This window comes from Enterococcus sp. DIV1368f (assembly GCF_051712245.1).
Lineage (GTDB): Bacteria > Bacillota > Bacilli > Lactobacillales > Enterococcaceae > Enterococcus > Enterococcus faecalis.
This window is the reverse complement of sequence record NZ_JBIOON010000001.1, coordinates 798,522-816,407: the sequence shown is the minus strand read 5'-3', so window position 1 is coordinate 816,407 and position 17,886 is coordinate 798,522. Positions and strand designations below refer to the sequence as shown.

Below are 17,886 nucleotides of genomic sequence, written 5' to 3'. Positions count from 1 at the left end.
TTAAAACTCCTCTTTTTTCGCTGTAATTGTTTCGACATTTGCTTGAACTGTACCGTCAGCATAATGAATCGTTAATTGATCTGCTGGCTGTAACTCGGTAACAGTTTTAACGACACGGTCCTCTTTTGTAGTATAACTATATCCTCGACCCATAATTTTGAGTGGGCTGAGTAAGTCTAATTGTTGAACAGCAGACGTGAATTGCTTTTGTTTGTTTAGGAACAATTGTGTCATTTGCGTTTGCAAGTTTCGTTGTAAAAATGCCAACTGTTGCTGACTTTCTCTTAATTGTCCCTTTGGTGTCTGTTGTTGCAATTGAGCGATAATTCCTTGGGCTTGACGTTGTTTTTGGTGATGAATCGTTGTCATTGCTTGGAAAAGACGTTGCGTCATTCGATCTAATTTAATCGTTTGACCTTCATAAAGTCGCTCAGGTTGCTTAAACACATAAGAGTTTTGTAGTCGTTGGAAACGTTCTGTTCGTTGTTGCAAGAGATATAAAAAGCTTTGTTCTAAACGACTACGCCGTTCACTAATTCTTAATAGTTCTTCATTTAAAACTGGTACCGCTAGTTCCGCTGCTGCCGTTGGCGTTGCTGCACGAACATCTGCTACCATATCGGCAATTGTCACATCTGTTTCGTGCCCAACCGATGAAATAATCGGTGTGGTGGCAGCATGAATGGCTCGAGCCACTTTTTCTTCATTAAATGGCCATAAATCCTCGATTGAACCACCGCCACGGCCGATGATCATCGTATCAAAATCGCCTTGCGCATCGGCTCGCTGAATGTTCCGCACAATGTCATCCGCCGCCTGCTCGCCTTGGACCAAGGTTGGAAAAAGGACCAGTTGTGCAATCGGATACCGTCTTTTGACTGTCGTAATGATATCCCGAATGACAGCACCACTAGGACTTGTAACCACAGCGATTCGTTTGGGATAACGAGGCAACTGTTGTTTAGGCCCTTCAAAAAGTCCTTCTTTTCCTAGTTTTTCTCTTAATTCTGCCAATGCTTGATAAAGTGCACCTACACCATCTGGTTCCATATGTTCAATATAAATTTGATAGGAGCCGCTGTTTTCATAAAGCGAAATCCGCCCCACCACCATGACTTTCATGCCTTCTTTTGGTTGAAACTTCAATTTTTGAAAGGCTGATTTAAACATAATTGCAGAAATCTTCGCATGGTCATCTTTTAAACTAAAGTACTGATGCGCGTTCGCTCGGAAGCGAAAGTTCGAAATTTCACCTGTTAAATAGACACGTCCTAAGTAAGGGTCTGCATCAAATTTACGTTTTAAATACTTCGTTAAGGCTGTTACTGTTAAATACTGTTGCGTCATTTTTTCACCTTACTTTTGTTTTTTTGCTGCCTCGACTGTTTGATACATTAACATGGTAATCGTCATTGGGCCAACACCTTTGGGAACTGGTGTGATATAGCTTGCAATTTCAGAAACTTCATCGAATGCTACATCACCAATCAATTTTCCTTCTTGATTGCGATTCATACCCACATCAATCACTACCGCACCTGGTTTCACGAACTCTTTGGTGACAAAATGCCCGCGTCCAATTGCTACAACTAAAATATCCGCTTCTTTTGCAACTTCTGCTAAATGTTCAGTTTTAGAATGGGCAATCGTCACGGTCGCATTTTTCATTAACAATAATTGTGCCATTGGCTTGCCAACAATATTGCTTCGACCAATAACCACCGCACGTTTACCTGTTAAATCAATATCATAGGCTTCAAACATCTTCATAATTCCATACGGCGTGCAAGGAATCATTTCAGGTTTGCCGACAAACAAACGGCCTAAATTCATTGGATGGAACCCATCTACATCTTTTTTGGGATCAATCGCTAATAAAATCTTTTCTTCATCAATATGTTTTGGCAAAGGTAGTTGTACAAGAATGCCATGAAAGCGTGAATCTTGATTATATTTATCAATCTCAGCCAATAATTCTTCTTCTGAAATAGTTTCTGGCAGTTTTTCGACCTTTGACAGAATGCCAATTTTGGCTGCTGCACGTTCTTTATTTCTCACATACGTTTGGCTGGCAGGATTTTCCCCAACTAATAAAACAACTAATCCTGGTTGGATGCCTTGTTGTGTCATCTTTTCTACATCTTTTTGAATCTCTGCTTGCATTTGATCTGCTAATTCACGACCGTTAATTACTGTACTCATTCCTTCGCTCCCTCTATTGTTTCTTTACTTCTTTAATAGTATTTATTTTAGCATATAACCCAGTATCTTAACACCAGTTAGATAGTAAAAAAAGATTCAGAGCTTACGCCTCTGAATCAATTTCTTTCATTACATTTGATAACACACCATTAACAAATTTACGTGAACGGTCGTCGCTGTATTTTTTACTTAACTCAACGGCTTCATTTAATGCCACAATGTTTGGCACATCTGAAACGTATAGCATTTCAAAAATAGCTAAGCGTAAAATAACAATATCTATTTTGGCTAAGCGTTGCATAGACCAGTTATTACCTAAATGGTTCGTAATCACTTCGTCTAGTTCTGCTTTGCGGCTACACACACCGCCGACAAGTAAATCTAAATACGTAGGGACTAGGTCTTCGCCATCTTCACTAACGATTTCCCGATTATCATAAGCCAATGCATAATCAATGGCATCTTGTTTGGTTAAATCAGCATTAAAATCTAAAGGAAAAAGGGCTTGGAGCGCTTTTTCACGAATCTCGTGACGGGTTAATTCTGTTTTACTCATTCTCTTCTCCATCTTCATCTTCTGGGAATAATTCATTTAAGTCTGGTTGAGGGATTTTTTCAGGTACTACCGCTACAACATGAATATTCACTTCAACTAAATCAATATCTGTCATAAATAAGACTTGTTGTTTCACACGGTCTTGCATTTCTAACGCAACTTTTGGCACAGAAACACCGTAGTTCAAGTAACAATAGATATCGACTTTTAAGCCTTCTTCTTCTGTTCGTAAATATACACCCTTGCCGTGTGCTGCACGGCCTAATAATTCATTCACATTATTGGCGAACGTGCCACGCATCCCATAAACGCCCTCTACTTTTGAAGCAGCGATTCCGATAATTACTTCAATGACTTCAGGAGCGATCACGATTTCTCCTAAAGAATCGTTTGCATTGATTACAAGATTTTTTTCTTCTGACATTTGGTTGTCCTCCTTATCTATTACGCACAAAATCGTTCAATAAACGATTTATTTGATGAATCACTAAGTCTCTTAAGGATTCTCTTTTAAGCAACGGATGATTCTTAAAAATTAAAACAACACTGGTTTCTTCAGTTAGTTGTGAAAGAACGTCCAAATTTTGCTTATCAATACTCGTTCTTAGTTTATCATTAATTAGCCTATTTCGCTACCAGAAAAGCTAAGTTCTGACTAAAAGAACAGATAATTTCTTGTCATAAATTTCTAATTCAAGCCTTTAGACGTAAAAATAAGAAAGACCAAGTAATTTTGGCTTTCTTATTTTTACGTCTTTATTCTTCAGGATAACGTTCCATTAGTTTCGTCCGATGCTTTTGCATAATCATTTCTAAAGAGATGTCATATTTATCGGCTAAAATAAATAAATTATCCAACACATCGCCTAACTCTTCCGTTAAATTTTCCAGATTCTCTTCATCCGCCAAAACTGTTTCATCCGGTCGATCACGGCCAATTTCAATTGTCCGAATGGCCCGACAAACTTCGCCGACTTCTTCTGTTAAAAAGTTGGAACGAATAAACGGATCATATTGATACCAGTTACGTTTTTTATAAAACGCGCTAATAAACCGCTGATACTCTTGGATATCCATGTTCTCCCAACCTTTATAAAATGATTAATTCTTTTGGCGCATGTGTTAATACACGATTACCTTCAGCAGTAATTAATAAATCGTCCTCAATACGCACGCCACCAATTCCTGGCAAATAAATTCCAGGTTCGTCCGTAATCACATTCCCTGGTACAAACTGTTTATCTGCTCGGAATGAAACATTTGGTCCTTCATGAATTTCTAATCCAATGCCATGACCAGTACTGTGGCCAAACGCATCGCCATAGCCATAGGAAGCAATATGATCCCGTGCAATCGCATCTAATTGAATGCCCGTCAACCCAGGTTCAGCTTCTTCTAACACTTTTAATTGTGCTTCTAAAACAATGTCATAAATTTCTTTTAGTTTTGGCTGAATACTACCAATGGCAAATGTCCGTGTCATATCAGAAACATAGCCTTCATAATAACAACCGAAATCTAAAGTGATTAACTCACCTTTTTCGATGACTTTATGGCTAGCAACGCCATGTGGCATCGCCGAACGTAGACCGCTGGCCACAATTGTCTCAAAAGAAACACCACTGGCTCCTTTTGAACGCATGAAGAAATCTAATTGATTAGCCACTTCAATCTCTGTCATTCCAGGTTTAATCATCTCTAAGACAAAGGCAAATCCTTGATCCGCGATGGCACACGCTTTTTCAATAATCGCTACTTCTTCTTCATCTTTCACTTCTCTTAATTCTTCAATCAAACCCATTACAGGAACTAATTCACATGGTAAAATTTCTTCCAATAAGCTATAATCAGCGAAACTAACTTGCGTTTCTTCAAAAGCTAAATTATCTAATTGCAAACGTTCAGCTAAATCTGCTACTTCGTCAAAAATATGTCCTGTGTTTTTAACGATAGTAAAACCAGTTGCTTGTTCCGCAGCTTGTTCCGTATAACGAAAATCCGTTACAAAAAAAGCTTTATCTAATGTAATCATTGCCAAGCCCGTTGTCCCAGTAAAATTGGTTAAATAACGTAAATTATACGGACTTGTCACTAAAAATCCTTGTAAATTATTTTCTTTCATTAACTCCCGTAGCTTTTCGACTCTTGCCATCATTGGTTCGACCTTCTTTCTTTTTTCTCATTTTTCATTATAGCAAATTTGCTTCAGAAAAGCATGAATCACCAAAAAACTTCATCGAGAAAGTTTACTGAAAATTTTACCTTTCCTTATTTTTTGCTTAACACTTTTGTAGTAAACTAATTTAGCGACTTCAAGGAGGAAATTATGAACGTTTATTTATTTCTGGCACTATTTTTCATTATTATCGGCATTTTAAGCTATAGTTTTTTTATTGAACCTAAATGCTTAGTCATACACAAAAATCAAATTAAAGTAACAGAATCAGGGAAAACCTTACGGATTGTTCAACTCTCTGATATTCATTTAAAAAAGAATTATTCTGTGAAGGCCTTAAAACAGATTGTTGAAAAAACAAATACATTACCACCAGACATAGTCGTTTTTACAGGAGACTTATTTGATGATTATGCCCGTTTCGGTATCGAAATTCAGGATGAAGTGAGTCAACTTTTCCGTAAAATTAACGCCCCTTATGGCAAATTCGCTATTTATGGCAACCACGAGTATAGCGGGTTAGATACCAATTTTTACGAAACAATCTTAGAAGCTGCCGACTTTACCGTACTAAAAAACACGGGCAAATTACTGCCTGTCTCACACCGCATCTCCTTGTACGTCGCTGGTTTAGAAGATTCGTTATATGGACAAACCGACTTAGCTGCAGCTTTAGTCAACCGCCCTACTGGAACGCCCACTCTGCTACTAACCCATGAGCCAGATGTCGCAGACTCAGCAGTCAACAAAAACATTGACCTCATTTTAGCAGGACATAGTCACGGCGGACAGATTCGCTTGCCTTTTTTCACTTACAAAAATCAGCTTGCCAAAAAATATACACATGGGCTTTATCATTTAGAAGATGAAACGCCGCTAATTGTTCACCCAGGAATCGGAACCACTAAAATCAGCGCACGCTTTGGTGTCTTACCAACAATTGAACTGATTGAGTTAACTATTTAACTATGCATTAAAAAGACCGCCCCACGTTAGAGAAAAATTCTCACGTTGGACGGTCTTTGATTATGTTCGATTAATGATGAAAATCTTGCTCGTGATCTTCTTCTACTTTCGCTTTTCCTAGCGTATAAAATTTGCTGCCATTTAACCCGAGAATAAATAGCACAACCACTAGTAAAAGAATTGATAAAGATAACAATAAGGTCTGCAAGCCATCGCCATGTGCAACCATTAATTGACGTAAAATTGCGGTTAAACAAATTAAAATCAAATAACGAATCGGAATATGGTGTCCTTCTTGAATATAGCGAAGAATCATCATAATAAACTCAAATAACATAAAGAATGAAATAATTTCTTGCATGATAACTGAAAAATTATCCGGCGTCATTGGCTTCATGAGATATGTAGCGAGGTCAACTAAATAACTAGCCATAAATACTAATAAGAAAACTCCTAAAATCCCTAATACAATATCCAAAATCAAATTCACGTACTTCTTTACTACACTAAAATTCTTCTGCATAATACCCTTCTTTCTTTTGACTCAATTATTTTATAACATGCTTGTTATTACATTAAATATATCATCAATTAACCTTGTCAGACAAGCAGTTAAACCCAATGTGAGATTTTTTTTATTTTGAGATGTTTCTTTATTTTCCGGCTAACCCTTTATGCAAGACAAAAAAAAGCTGAATCCGCAGATTCAGCTTTTTAATCATATTAGTTAGCTACTGGATAAACTGATACTTTAAGATTTATTTTTTCTAATAATCCCTAACTTTATTCAACGCTTATAAAATAGGCATTTGTATTAAGTGCTATATTCTGATAATTCCTATATTTTCTTAAAAAGTATGGTCAAAGTATGGTCATTTCATACCTAGACGAATAAAAATAATCTTAATATAATATAGTTAACTACTAGCAAGGAGTTGATTTCTATGAAACCAAATTATGTAGGAACAATTCATAAAATTAAGGTATTAACTACTTATCCAGAAATGTTAGTCCGCTTTTCTTTGCAAACTCAAAAAGAGACTATCAACTGCATTATTTCTAAAAAAGAATTGGCGGATGAATTACTCATGTTACCTGATGGCACAGAGCTTGCTGTTTATGGTAGGTATAATCAAAAAAGGCAACTAGTTGTGGTGAAAATGTGTGTGCGGAAAATACAAAAAACTATTCCTTAAAAAAGGAATAGTTTTTATTTTTACATATATTGTTCTACATGTTCAATTTCTTTTTGTAATTCTTTTTCATCGTACTTATCATACTTACCAGCTTCGTGTGCAATCTTTTTAATTTCATGCATGGCTCTTTTCTCAACAAGCCATTTTTTCATACTATGTTTTTTTGCATCTTCATTTAGAGAATCTAATTCTTCTAAATTTGAATCCAGTTTGTTCAAAACATCTGCAATTTTTACTAATGCTTTTGCTTCTTTTTCTTCATAGTTTGACATAATAGATAACACTCCTTAAACATTTGATACTTTAAGTCTACTCCTCTATTATTTTATTTGCAAATAAAAATATATGGACCATACAGGACTCGAACCTGTGACCGAACGGTTATGAGCCGTTTGCTCTAACCAGCTGAGCTAATGGTCCAAGTAAGAACCACCTTATTGGGGATAAAATAGTTCTTACTGGTTATAGCTTGATATATAATAATTTTACTTTACTGATTTTCAATTTTCAACAAAAAAACGACCGTCTTATTGAGAAAAGGCGGTCTGCGTGAAAAAATAAGAGTTTAAATATGTATCAATATTTTACAATATCTGTTTTTTGAGTTCAATAATTTTTATGTAAAAAGTTGCCGCCTCGTTTGGGAAAGGCGGCAATAAGTAGTAATAAAACAAAAAGTTTGGTAAACATATTTTACCGCTTTCTTTTTTAAATTTCAACAAAAAAATGCACCTATCTTAGGACTTGGAAAAAGATAGGTGCACCCTTCTTTTATTCTCATAAAAGAAGGTCAAATATGGAAATATCAAAAGGTAACTATATTTTAAATCAGATGCTTTTAAATTTCAAGCTATTTTACAACTGGACAAACAGTCTCTAAACGTTTGTACCATGGAGCATTTTTAGGCCATTTCTCTTTACCAAAGAACGGTATTTCTTTTCCGTTGTTCTCTCTGTATACTGTTTTTATTACTTCTGCCTCATCGCCATGATATAAACGTCGGCAATTCACTCCATTACAGAAGAATGTAGCCCAGTGATCCCCGTTATCTTCTAATTTTCCTGTTTTACTATTAATTGGTCGTTGATATAAACAAAACATCGTTGCTTCTCTCCCTTTTATTGTATTTTGATTGTTATTACTTGAGTTGCTATTGTTTTCGTTTTGATTTCCCATATATTTTTTTATTTGGCTAATAAAATAGTCTTTTACTGCGTTTGTTTCTTTTCCATGCAATTCCCACGAACGATGAGGACATGCTGTAGGAACAAATTCTTTGTGCAATCTTACAGTATCTCTATTAGGTTGCATTCCCCAAAACTTCATATCTTCGGCTACTTGCTTAAATGTCATTTGCTCATTCGCTAAAAAGTCTGCATCGCTAGCGCCCATCGATTGACAAACCTCATAACCAACATAGTTCAAATTTCCATCTGAATTTGCTGTATGCCAAGCTGCGTTGAATGTATCTTCTACACGTGCAATTGTATTTCGATCAATATAATAATGAGCAAAACCATTCGCTAATTGCGTAGGAGACATTACAGCTAAAGCATTAACATATTGCGCAGCAGTCGCATAAATACTTCCTGCATCGTTATGAATGACAACGCCTTTTGGTGTTGCGTTGGGGCGTCTACCAGCAATTCCTCCACAAACAGATTGATTAATTACCTGTACCATCTTTCGGTTCACCTCCTTTATCATTTTCATCTTTTAATTTGCTTAGATGATTTTTAACCCAAGAAGGTAACGGAACACCTAGCTGCCCTAAGTTTTCTGTAATCGAAAGACCATAAACAGCAATGTAAAATAAAACAAAACCATCAGCAATAGATGAGAATCCCATTATTTTTAAATATGGATAGGTCACTATAACTAAACATACAACAAGTAAATGTTTAATTAATCCAGGTAATCCCTTTGTACTATTTCCTTCTTCCCTGTAGATTCCCTTACAAATACCTGTTGCAATATCTCCTAACACAATCCAAACAAACACTTGGATAAAGCCGTTTGAAATTAAATTTTTAAATTCTGCTATTAACGCTTGATTATCAATAATCACCATGTCTTCCACCTTCCAATAATAAAAACCGCTTAGCCTTTGCTAAACGGTTTTCCTGTCATTTTTGTAAATTCATCTTCTGTTATACAAAGTGGTACAAATTCTGCAACTTGTTCATCTGTAAAACAGCCCCAGTCATACATCATTTTAATGTCATCAAATGTAAACATTTTATTCCACTCCTTCTGCTAATTTTTCGTTAATTTCTTTTACCTGATTGGTTAATTGATTAATCGCAAGCATTGATTTTGCACTAATTTGCGCAAAATTATCTGCTTTTTTCGTTACTTCTGAAAGCTCTTTTTTTAAATTCACGTCATTAACCATGAGTTTTGAATTCAATTGTTTTAATTCCGCATTTTCGGCTTGTAATACCTCAATGTCGGTTGGTGGTGTTGGCTCTGGTTGTGGTGCATTTTCTGGATCATGAATCAATTGTGCGCCATCATAACGCCAATTCATAAAATCAAACGGTTCTTTTTTCACTTCAAGCTCAACATTATCTGGTTGTTCCATTGTAGAATAACCTTCTAAATAGCCAATTCTATTTTCAATCCAAATTTTCATAGCTAACTTTCTCCTTTCTTAAATTGCATACACCCGTGTCAATACAAAAGTTTTTGAAGCAGTATTATTATTTTTATGGCCTAAAATTTGCGTATTGCTTATATAAATATATTTGTTGTATTTTGCTCCATTCAATGTTTCTAAATGATGAACAACCGCACGACCTCCAAATTCCACTATATGCGTTTTTGGAACAAATACATAGTTCAAATCCCAATTGTCTCCTAGGCTTGTACTTGTGTTATATGGTTGATATAAAAATAACCAGCCAGAAAGACATTGATCCAATGGTAAACTCGGATTAATTGATTGATTTTCCCCCATATACCATGCTCCTGACCAAACTTTTTTACCTACATTTAAAATATTTGTTTCAGATAACTTATTTAGTAACTTTTCAAGACTATCAAAATTTTCTTCAATAGCTTCTGCTCCGTTCTCCATCCCTCGATAAATTCTGGTTAATTCCATATTCTCAACATCCTTTCTATATAATTAAATCAAACACTATGGATCGACTATTTTTTTCATCTATAAGTAAATATTTATATTCATTAATTTTTACTGGTAAAAATTCCGTTGTATAATCCAAAGGAATAGATACAATGCACTCTGAAGAATTAACATGTCTTACAGTGCTTTGAATTGATTGAGAAGCACTACCGCCAAATAACCCTGTTGGTTCTGTACCTAAAGGCAGTACACCTATACCATGTGTCCAAGTACGAACATTAACGACTGGTTGAGCTCCTAAATTGTGAACAATAGTTACATCAAAACCAACTGGAATTACAGAAGCAATAATATTTTCAAAATATTCTAGCCGTTCATCCAACGTTTTAAAATTCCCCAAACGTTCACTACTTCGAGCATCGATAACTTCGCTATCTGTTGTAGCATTTGCGATTACATCTTTAAAACGTTCCTCTAAATTGGTTTGACGTTGTTCTACTTTAGATTGGCGTTTTTCTGTATTTTCAGAAATAGCCTTTATTTTATTAAATAAAACACTGGTATACTCCATCATACGAGCTAAAGATTCTCGAACATGTCGTCGATACATCTTTGTTCGAATCCACAAAGCGAACGTTTGAGAAATAGGATCAATCACACCGTTTTTTATTTCATCTTGCACCTCATCGACATCGGTCGGGTCTTGATAATCAACTGTTGTATTTGGTTCATTTGTTGGTCGAGTATCCTTAAATTCTTGTGCCAACCGTCTCACCTCTCTTATTTTTCTAATTTCTCTACGCGCTTAATTAAATCGTCTAACGCCTTTTTCATCTCAGTTTGAGCAGTACCTACAGATTCGACTGTATTTGTTAAATCACTTGCTAATTGTTTAAAGGCTTCCGCCGATTCTGTCACGGTTGTTGATAATTCACTGGTTAAGTCTTCCAAAGAACTAACTTTACTACTTTGAACAGATAAATCATTGTCAAATTCTTCCTGTCTTTTTATCAACTCTGATATGTTTTGAACTCCTGCCGTCGCAAATTTTTTTACGTTTACTAAATTGGATTGAATAGCTTTTATTTCGTTTTGATAATCGGTCAGTTTTTTCTTTTTCGAACCAATAGTCAAAGTAACCTTTTGCGGTTCTAAAATACTAAATTTTTTCTCAATCACTTGTAATCGTTCTACAGCATAAATAAATTGATTATCTACTTTATAACTGTTTCCTAAAGTGATTAATTCATACCTTTTATCCAATAGCCCTAACTCAATGGCTTCAACTGTCCAAGTTACCAGCATCAAGCTTTGGTCTTTTAGCCATTGCAACCCTCGACGTTTTAAAATTGATGGGTCTTTGACATTTGAAAATTCTACAATGCCCGTGTTTAATCCAAATTTTTTGATTAACGCTTCATCATCAAGGTAATTCTTACCGCCATTTACTTTTTCGATGGTGTATTTAGGTCGTGAAAAATCTGTTCCCACTTCAATATCAGTATTTGACGTATCTTCAATATCTTGACCGACGGGCACAATCCTTGTAAACAATTCAGAAATATCAATATCTCGAGTAGCACTTTTTAGATTTTTGGTTAACTGTAAAGGAGTTTCACTGTTCACACCATAATTAGATAGATAATCTAAATAATTTATATTTCCAACGCGTCGAAGTGTTAACGTACCGCCCAGCCTATCCAACAATTTTTCTTTAATGGTATCAGCTGTACTTTGATAGCCTAATCCTCTTAGCAAGTCCCCATTATCTACAACATTCACTTCACCAAGCCGAAACTGCTTATGCGCTTCAACTTGTTTATTGTGTGCATCGAGTATTTTTTGTAAATAAGCAGATACAGTCATCCGTGTTGGTTTCATATAGGTTTGAACAGAATCATATAAAAAAGCTTTCTCATCCTCCGCTAAAAGAGTTTGAGAAAAGCTTCCTGATGCTTCCATTTTATTCGTGATTTTAGCAACTCTACCATAAAAAATTTCTTTATTTCTTGTAACATCCAGAATCTGGATAAAGTGAATAATCGGCTCAATCTTTTGATAGTATTTATTGTTAATATTAAAGGTAAATTCAAAAGTAGAAATTCCTAATCCGTTAAGCGATAAATATACTTCACTATCTTTGATTTTCTCACCATAGCTATATGGCTCATGAACAATCTTTGGATTCTTTCTGTTCGGATTATCAAACAATAATACTCGATACATTAGACCATCACCTCACTAGACATAAAGAAAGAGATATGACCTTCGCCATAAATAGTTAAGTGGTTGGTCCCTCTTTTTAATTTAAAGAAATAATCTTGCGATTCGCCTTTCGGAACTTTTATTGTTGTTCCGTCATCAGTAGTTAATTGCATTGTAGACGTTGCCTTTATTGTTGGACTAGAAGCATTCGCTCCCATATTGATAAGAAAAATTTCTCTTTTTCCGTGAATATAGTAGCCTGTCCAATTGTCGGCGCTATCGTCTGTGAAATAGTCCTCGTCAAAGACATCGGAATAAGAAATATTTTCCCTTAAAGCAAAAGGATACACGTCAAATTCTACGGTTAACGTTAATGAATTACTTGACGAGTCATCTTCTGCTTTCACACTTTTGCATTTTCCATACCAGCGAAGCCCTGAACGTAACCAAGAATCATCAATGTAATCAATTCCATCCATCATCAACTCTTCTTTTACTTTCGCCTCTAATGCCTTTCGTTCTTCGTATGGCGTATTAGGTCGCCAAAAAGTAACAGTGACAATGCGATTACTAAAAATTCGTTCTCCTGTAAGCATGGAAAAATCATACTGACCTTGCATGAAAGGGATCTGTTCAATAATTTCCACTTCTTCCGCTGAAGGAGCATCGTGTTCAATAATGTAGAAACCATGTTCTTTGCTATTAAAACGACCTTTGGCCATATATTCTACAATTTCAATCAACTACGATACCTCCCATCTTGCTTTTGTTGTTCTGCTAAATTAAGATTCATTGGGCTACCTAGCGCTCCTACTACTTGACCAGTATCCATAACAACAGTTAAATGTCGTATTTCTTCTAAGATTTCTACCATTTTTCCCATTGGTGTATTATCTATAGAATGTTTTACCTCAATTGCATTTGAACGTTTCATCAAACGGCTACCCGTAATGGATTGATGGATACTTGAAATCATATCTTTTGCACTTTGTACGGCAACCGACGTATCTTCTCGAATACCTGCAGCTACACCTTGTGCAAGGAAAACACCAACATCATATTTCAATAGGCGTGATGGTGATTTAATTTTTGCTTTTTTCTGTGCTTCTGCATTAACGGCGGCTACTAAATTTTGCATAGCAGCCACTGCTTCGCCCTGACTTGCACGAATACCAGAAGCAACACCTCTAGCCATATTTGAACCTACAGGGCTCATATCTACAGAACCTGCACCCTGACTTACCGCATTTCCTAAAGACCTTCCAGCATTATTTGCAGGGGGTAACTGAGTTAAATATCCTTGAATCGTTGCCGCACCTAGCTGACTTCCAGAATTCTTAGCATTTCCTTTTTCAGAATTTATTCCAGCATTTGTCTGTTGAGCATTGCTTTTACCAGCATTTTTATGTTCATTACTTTTACTTCTTGTTCCAGAAGCAGCTGCACTACTATTATCAGCGGCAGCTTTCTTAGAATTAGATTTTTGCGAAGATTGACCACTATTCATCGAAGACATCAATTCTTTACCAACATTATTAAGTTGTGTTTTCCCAGAGTTTAATCCATCAATTAACTGGTTTTTTCCGTCTTGACCATTTCTAAATAAGTCAGGAGGCAACGCTTGTAAAGTATTCACAATGTCAGCTCTTGACATATTCGCCCACTTCGTTGGATCATTACTTTGTAATCCCTGAACTAGTCCGTTAGAGCCATCAATCCCTCGTTGACGTAGCATTCCTGCCAATAAAGCCATTTGTTGGTCAATGCTAGCACCATTATTTACATAAGATTGATAAATGCCTAAAAGCTGTTGGTCTGTAACGCCTTTAAGTTGTGCTAAATTATCAGCTGTCACTGCAATTTTATTTGCACCATTTTGTGAAATAATCGCTAGAAGTTGAGCTCCTTGCTCTAATTCACTTTGTCGTATTTGAGCATTTTGCGTTTGTAATTGTGTAATTTGATTTTGGAAAGCTGCTTTTTCAGATTCCGTTTTTGCTTGGTTCTTTTGTGTTTCTAGTTGCTGAATTTGGGCGTTATTTTCTTGCACTTGTTGCGCTTGAATTTCCCCAAGCGTTCGCAAGCTTGTCAAAGTTTGTTCTTTTTCTTGCTCGCTTAATGCTTGTTTATTAGCCAACTTATTCATACCAGCCTCAACAAATTGTTGGTTCTGTTGTAATAATTGATCCCGAATAATATTCGTTTGATTTTGCAAAGTAGCTCTTTGCTGTTCTGTCAATTCTTGACCCTCTACTGTTTTATTATTCTTCAATTGGTTAGAATAATCAGTATATACCTTCAATAAATCACTATTATTCGTTTGAACAGCTTTCATATACTGGCTTGAAGCATTGGCAAAAATCTTTTGCTTCTCTGCTTCTGATTTTCCTTCTGCCCCTTCAATTTGCTTGTTATAGGTTTCAACAGCCTTTTTCTGTTGTTCCTTTAAATTCGTAACTAAATCAAGTGTATTCTTGAAATAAGTTTCTACGCCAGCAGTACTACCATTTTGCTGTGAGAAAAGTTCAGTCATTGCCTGTTTAGCTTCATCAAGTTTTGAAGAATAATTTTCAACACTTGAAGAGGCTTCTTCCATATTTAACGAAATTGCTTTCGTAGTGTCTTTGGACTTTTCACCTAATTCTTCGGTGCTTTTAGCAGCCTTTTTTAAGGCAGAATCAGAAAACATTGTATCCCAATCTTTTTCTATATCAGATAAGCTTTTCTTCATATCTTTAAATGCTTTATCAGCACCTTTAGAATCGCCTTTTAATCGTTTCCAAAGTCCTTTTACACCGTTTGAAATTGCCATTATTGCATTTACTACCGTTTTTCCTACAGTAACGATAGCACGTAATCCATCTACAAAACCTGCTATTGCAAAAGTGACACCAACAATTGCTCCAGTACCTAACCATTTAAAGGTATTTCCTAATCCTTTTATTGTTTTAGTAACACTCGAGGAGCTAGGAAGTACACTTTTAAACGATTTTACTATTCCGCTAAAAGCAGTTTTCACGTAGCCTTGAATGTTCATAAAATTGGATTTCCAAGCTTGCACTACACCAACTATCGTAGCGGTTATTGCTACTAAAATTGCTGTTATGGGATTGCTCAACATAGCTCCTGTTAAACTAGCTATAGATCGTATACCCGTTACCGCAAATGTTCTAAAACCTCCACCTGCTTTTGAGGCAGCTACGCCAAGCCCTGATAAAACCGTTCCCGATTTGCCAGCTGCAGAGGATAGGTTTCTTAGCGACCCTACAGGATTAATAACAACAGAGGCAAATTTCGCTAACTTACTGTTAGATAATTGTAAAGAAGCAGAAAAAGAACGAAAAAAGTTAGTAACTTTATTCCCTTCTCCTAGCATATTTAGCTGTCTTTGGCTTGCTCGTAGATTTGCTCTAAATGTATCTAACGTAGGAAAAAGACCTGAAATAGTCTCTCCTAACGTGGTAAATCTTGTTAGTACATTTACATTAACTCCCGCATTTTCAAGCCCAACCAGATTTGCTTTATATTTAGAAACAAACCCTTTTACAGCTTGTAATGCGCTATTAGAACCCCTAATAATAGGATTATTGATAAATTTCTTCCACTTGCTATCGATATTTCCCGCGGTTTCAAACATTGTTGAAATTGTTTTTCCAAAAATGCTTGTCATTTTTCCAAAGACTTTTAACACGGGACCAACTGAAGCTGCTAACGCAATCATTTTCATTATATATTCTTGAGTTTTAGGATTGGCCTCTGAAAAAGCTTTTGCCATCTTTCCTAAAGTTTCAACTAAAGGTTTAGAAGCCTGTAGTGCACTTCTTAATGCATCTACAAAAGGACCACCTAAATCTATTCCCATATTTACAAATTCATTTTTTAACATTCCAAGTTTTGCTTCAGTTGTCTCGTAACGCTTACCAGCTTCATTTGCTAGAGCTGTATTTTCTTTAAAAGCTGAATTACCTCGTTTTACAGCACCTTCAAAGACATCACTTGCATTAGCCGCACGTAATAAACTATCACGTAATCTAACTTCTGTAATTCCCATATCATCTAGCACTTTAATAGCTGATATTCCGTGTTTTTCTGAGTCTTTTAAGCCCTGGATAAATTCAATTAATGCTTGAGATGGATTGCTTTTGAATAATTGTGCAAACTCTTCTCCAGTTCGACCTGTTACATTCGCGAAATCTTCCAGACTACCTGAAGCTTTACTGGCTTCTTTATACATTTTTTTTAATTCTGAGGTAGGCATTCCCATTTGCTTAGAAACTGCCGTCAGTTCTTTTCCACCCCAGTTTACAGCATGCACAAAAGATTCCCAAGACACGCCTTGCTCCGCTACTGCTTGTTTCAGCGGCGCAAAAGCTTCAACACCTGTTTCTGTTGCTAATTGCATTTGAACCATTAACCGAGAGAACGCTGAACCACCCGCTTCGGCCTCTATACCAACAGATGATAACGCCGCTGCAAAACCTACAATATCTCCTTCAGTCATACCAATTTGTTTTCCTGCACCAGCTAAACGTAAGCCCATCTCTGTAATCTCTGATTCGGTAGTCGCTAAATTATTCCCTAAGTCAACAATCGCTGAACCAAGGTTGCTAAATTTATCTTGTGACATCCCTGTAATGTTAGCAAAACGAGCTAAGGAAGTAGCTGCTGAATCGGCTGACATGTTTGTTGATTCGCCCATATCGATCATAGTTTTGGTAAATCCTACAACTTTATCAGTTTGGATACCTAATTGCCCCGCCGCTTCCGCAACGTTTGCAATTTCTGTGTGACTTGCGGGCAATTCTTTTGCTAAATCTCTAAGGCCTTTTTCTAAATCATCATAAGAATAAATGACTTTACCGTTAGAATCGACCATCTCATCGTTGGTCTTTTTAACTCCAGTAAAGGCGCTTTCCCATTTTACCGCTGCGGTTGTTACTGCGCCAACGGCGCCCGCAATTGGAAGTGTGATACCTTTAGTCATAGAATCGCCGACTTTTTCAATGCTTTGACCGATACTTGCGGTTTTATCACCAAAACTTTTCATCGCACCATTCACTGTATTCAAATTACTAGGAATATCAGAAGCGTTTGAGCTAAGTTTTTTTAGCGAAGATACAGCACCGTTCATCGCACTGGTAAAATTGTTATCACGTGCTGTAAGTATGGCTGTTACCGTTTTACTTTGTGTCACGTTTTTTCCTCCTTTCCTCAACAATTTTTCTTGCTTGTTCTAATCGACGAGCGTTTTCTTCTAGCTCACTTAGCTTTTCCACTTCTCGTTGCGAGATTTCCCCTCGCACATCACGTTCAAGCTTTTCAAAGTCATAGACATCTTTCACTTCGTTAAAAATATAGCGTTGCCCTTTTTCATCTGGTGTTGTAAAAATACGTGTAGCTAACGCGTTAACGTATAGTTTCCTTTCTTCGTTAATTGCACGTAAATTTACAGCTTTTATCCGTAAATTAAATTCATAAGGAGTCATACGCTCAATT

Annotated in this window: 20 protein-coding genes and 1 tRNA gene; 2 read left to right on the top strand and 19 right to left on the bottom strand. The window is 36.2% G+C overall.

Going from position 1 to position 17,886, the window contains the following annotated elements; all coding sequences use genetic code 11:
* From xseA to IGL07_RS04110, 6 genes are all read right to left on the bottom strand, one after another.
* On the bottom strand, positions 1 to 1,347 hold the full coding sequence (xseA, locus tag IGL07_RS04135; RefSeq protein ID WP_002355877.1) for an exodeoxyribonuclease VII large subunit: 1,347 nt from the start codon (positions 1,345 to 1,347) through the stop codon (positions 1 to 3).
* A 9-nt stretch (positions 1,348 to 1,356) separates the two neighbouring features.
* Positions 1,357 to 2,202 (bottom strand): bifunctional methylenetetrahydrofolate dehydrogenase/methenyltetrahydrofolate cyclohydrolase, encoded by an 846-nt coding sequence (locus tag IGL07_RS04130; RefSeq protein WP_002355876.1) that lies wholly within the window; start codon positions 2,200 to 2,202, stop codon positions 1,357 to 1,359.
* Positions 2,203 to 2,305: 103 nt separating this feature from the next.
* Positions 2,306 to 2,758 (bottom strand): transcription antitermination factor NusB, encoded by a 453-nt coding sequence (nusB, locus tag IGL07_RS04125; RefSeq protein ID WP_002355875.1) that lies wholly within the window; start codon positions 2,756 to 2,758, stop codon positions 2,306 to 2,308.
* Complete coding sequence (locus IGL07_RS04120; protein WP_002355874.1) at positions 2,751 to 3,182, bottom strand: Asp23/Gls24 family envelope stress response protein; 432 nt, start codon at positions 3,180 to 3,182, stop codon at positions 2,751 to 2,753. Before IGL07_RS04120 ends, nusB begins: the two co-directional genes overlap by 8 nt.
* Before the next feature lie 332 nt (positions 3,183 to 3,514).
* Positions 3,515 to 3,835, bottom strand: coding sequence for a MazG nucleotide pyrophosphohydrolase domain-containing protein (locus IGL07_RS04115; protein ID WP_002355872.1), 321 nt, complete (start codon positions 3,833 to 3,835; stop codon positions 3,515 to 3,517).
* 13 nt (positions 3,836 to 3,848) lie between these two features.
* Positions 3,849 to 4,913 carry a M24 family metallopeptidase gene (locus IGL07_RS04110; protein WP_010817127.1) on the bottom strand — a complete coding sequence of 355 codons (1,065 nt, stop codon included), beginning with the start codon at positions 4,911 to 4,913 and terminating at the stop codon, positions 3,849 to 3,851.
* A gap of 171 nt (positions 4,914 to 5,084) precedes the next feature.
* Between IGL07_RS04110 and IGL07_RS04105 the strand changes: the two genes are divergently transcribed.
* Positions 5,085 to 5,900, top strand: a complete 816-nt coding sequence (locus IGL07_RS04105) for a metallophosphoesterase (RefSeq protein WP_010817126.1) — start codon at positions 5,085 to 5,087, stop codon at positions 5,898 to 5,900.
* Positions 5,901 to 5,970: 70 nt separating this feature from the next.
* On the opposite strand, the gene psiE is transcribed toward IGL07_RS04105, so the two are convergent.
* Complete coding sequence (gene psiE, locus IGL07_RS04100; RefSeq protein WP_002355869.1) at positions 5,971 to 6,423, bottom strand: phosphate-starvation-inducible protein PsiE; 453 nt, start codon at positions 6,421 to 6,423, stop codon at positions 5,971 to 5,973.
* A gap of 421 nt (positions 6,424 to 6,844) precedes the next feature.
* Between psiE and IGL07_RS04095 the strand changes: the two genes are divergently transcribed.
* On the top strand, positions 6,845 to 7,096 hold the full coding sequence (locus IGL07_RS04095) for a hypothetical protein (RefSeq protein ID WP_002363390.1): 252 nt from the start codon (positions 6,845 to 6,847) through the stop codon (positions 7,094 to 7,096).
* Positions 7,097 to 7,116: 20 nt separating this feature from the next.
* Here the strand turns inward: IGL07_RS04095 and IGL07_RS04090 are convergent, their stop codons facing one another.
* The 12 genes from IGL07_RS04090 to IGL07_RS04035 all read right to left on the bottom strand — a co-directional run bounded on the left by IGL07_RS04090 (position 7,117) and on the right by IGL07_RS04035 (position 17,876).
* Positions 7,117 to 7,368, bottom strand: coding sequence for a hypothetical protein (locus tag IGL07_RS04090; RefSeq protein WP_002403783.1), 252 nt, complete (start codon positions 7,366 to 7,368; stop codon positions 7,117 to 7,119).
* 74 nt (positions 7,369 to 7,442) lie between these two features.
* A tRNA-Ile gene (locus IGL07_RS04085) sits at positions 7,443 to 7,516 on the bottom strand.
* A gap of 430 nt (positions 7,517 to 7,946) precedes the next feature.
* Positions 7,947 to 8,780 carry a peptidoglycan recognition protein family protein gene (locus IGL07_RS04080; protein WP_016617618.1) on the bottom strand — a complete coding sequence of 278 codons (834 nt, stop codon included), beginning with the start codon at positions 8,778 to 8,780 and terminating at the stop codon, positions 7,947 to 7,949.
* Positions 8,764 to 9,168 (bottom strand): phage holin family protein, encoded by a 405-nt coding sequence (locus IGL07_RS04075; protein ID WP_010710709.1) that lies wholly within the window; start codon positions 9,166 to 9,168, stop codon positions 8,764 to 8,766. Before IGL07_RS04075 ends, IGL07_RS04080 begins: the two co-directional genes overlap by 17 nt.
* 29 nt (positions 9,169 to 9,197) lie before the next feature.
* Positions 9,198 to 9,335, bottom strand: a complete 138-nt coding sequence (locus IGL07_RS04070; RefSeq protein WP_002363386.1) for an XkdX family protein — start codon at positions 9,333 to 9,335, stop codon at positions 9,198 to 9,200.
* 1 nt (position 9,336) lies between these two features.
* Entirely contained in the window at positions 9,337 to 9,732 is a 396-nt protein-coding gene (locus tag IGL07_RS04065; RefSeq protein ID WP_002363385.1) for a hypothetical protein, read from the bottom strand.
* Positions 9,733 to 9,750: 18 nt separating this feature from the next.
* On the bottom strand, positions 9,751 to 10,203 hold the full coding sequence (locus tag IGL07_RS04060) for a hypothetical protein (protein ID WP_002363384.1): 453 nt from the start codon (positions 10,201 to 10,203) through the stop codon (positions 9,751 to 9,753).
* A 16-nt stretch (positions 10,204 to 10,219) separates the two neighbouring features.
* The gene (locus tag IGL07_RS04055; protein ID WP_002363383.1) at positions 10,220 to 10,960 is read right to left on the bottom strand and encodes a hypothetical protein; all 741 of its coding nucleotides are present in this window, start codon (positions 10,958 to 10,960) and stop codon (positions 10,220 to 10,222) included.
* 5 nt (positions 10,961 to 10,965) lie between these two features.
* Positions 10,966 to 12,411 (bottom strand): phage tail spike protein, encoded by a 1,446-nt coding sequence (locus IGL07_RS04050; RefSeq protein ID WP_002363382.1) that lies wholly within the window; start codon positions 12,409 to 12,411, stop codon positions 10,966 to 10,968.
* The gene (locus tag IGL07_RS04045) at positions 12,411 to 13,133 is read right to left on the bottom strand and encodes a hypothetical protein (protein ID WP_002363380.1); all 723 of its coding nucleotides are present in this window, start codon (positions 13,131 to 13,133) and stop codon (positions 12,411 to 12,413) included. The genes IGL07_RS04050 and IGL07_RS04045 overlap by 1 nt, the downstream gene beginning before the upstream one ends.
* Positions 13,130 to 17,584, bottom strand: a complete 4,455-nt coding sequence (locus tag IGL07_RS04040; RefSeq protein ID WP_101710971.1) for a phage tail tape measure protein — start codon at positions 17,582 to 17,584, stop codon at positions 13,130 to 13,132. The genes IGL07_RS04045 and IGL07_RS04040 overlap by 4 nt, the downstream gene beginning before the upstream one ends.
* A complete protein-coding gene (locus IGL07_RS04035) occupies positions 17,571 to 17,876 on the bottom strand; it encodes a hypothetical protein (protein ID WP_002363378.1) in 306 nt (101 codons plus the stop codon). Before IGL07_RS04035 ends, IGL07_RS04040 begins: the two co-directional genes overlap by 14 nt.
* Positions 17,877 to 17,886: the final 10 nt, after the last annotated feature.

Excerpts from the sequence above, each read along its gene's own strand:
- IGL07_RS04070 (WP_002363386.1), bottom strand. The coding sequence starts at position 9,335 with ATGTTTACATTTGATGACATTAAAATGATGTATGACTGGGGCTGTTTT.
- IGL07_RS04060 (WP_002363384.1), bottom strand. The coding sequence starts at position 10,203 with ATGGAATTAACCAGAATTTATCGAGGGATGGAGAACGGAGCAGAAGCT.
- IGL07_RS04065 (WP_002363385.1), bottom strand. The coding sequence starts at position 9,732 with ATGAAAATTTGGATTGAAAATAGAATTGGCTATTTAGAAGGTTATTCT.
- IGL07_RS04075 (WP_010710709.1), bottom strand. The coding sequence starts at position 9,168 with ATGGTGATTATTGATAATCAAGCGTTAATAGCAGAATTTAAAAATTTA.
- IGL07_RS04090 (WP_002403783.1), bottom strand. The coding sequence starts at position 7,368 with ATGTCAAACTATGAAGAAAAAGAAGCAAAAGCATTAGTAAAAATTGCA.
- IGL07_RS04035 (WP_002363378.1), bottom strand. The coding sequence starts at position 17,876 with ATGACTCCTTATGAATTTAATTTACGGATAAAAGCTGTAAATTTACGT.
- IGL07_RS04115 (WP_002355872.1), bottom strand. The coding sequence starts at position 3,835 with ATGGATATCCAAGAGTATCAGCGGTTTATTAGCGCGTTTTATAAAAAA.
- IGL07_RS04130 (WP_002355876.1), bottom strand. The coding sequence starts at position 2,202 with ATGAGTACAGTAATTAACGGTCGTGAATTAGCAGATCAAATGCAAGCA.
- IGL07_RS04120 (WP_002355874.1), bottom strand. The coding sequence starts at position 3,182 with ATGTCAGAAGAAAAAAATCTTGTAATCAATGCAAACGATTCTTTAGGA.
- IGL07_RS04050 (WP_002363382.1), bottom strand. The coding sequence starts at position 12,411 with ATGTATCGAGTATTATTGTTTGATAATCCGAACAGAAAGAATCCAAAG.
- IGL07_RS04095 (WP_002363390.1), top strand. The coding sequence starts at position 6,845 with ATGAAACCAAATTATGTAGGAACAATTCATAAAATTAAGGTATTAACT.
- IGL07_RS04110 (WP_010817127.1), bottom strand. The coding sequence starts at position 4,913 with ATGATGGCAAGAGTCGAAAAGCTACGGGAGTTAATGAAAGAAAATAAT.
- IGL07_RS04080 (WP_016617618.1), bottom strand. The coding sequence starts at position 8,780 with ATGGTACAGGTAATTAATCAATCTGTTTGTGGAGGAATTGCTGGTAGA.
- xseA (WP_002355877.1), bottom strand. The coding sequence starts at position 1,347 with ATGACGCAACAGTATTTAACAGTAACAGCCTTAACGAAGTATTTAAAA.
- nusB (WP_002355875.1), bottom strand. The coding sequence starts at position 2,758 with ATGAGTAAAACAGAATTAACCCGTCACGAGATTCGTGAAAAAGCGCTC.
- psiE (WP_002355869.1), bottom strand. The coding sequence starts at position 6,423 with ATGCAGAAGAATTTTAGTGTAGTAAAGAAGTACGTGAATTTGATTTTG.
- IGL07_RS04105 (WP_010817126.1), top strand. The coding sequence starts at position 5,085 with ATGAACGTTTATTTATTTCTGGCACTATTTTTCATTATTATCGGCATT.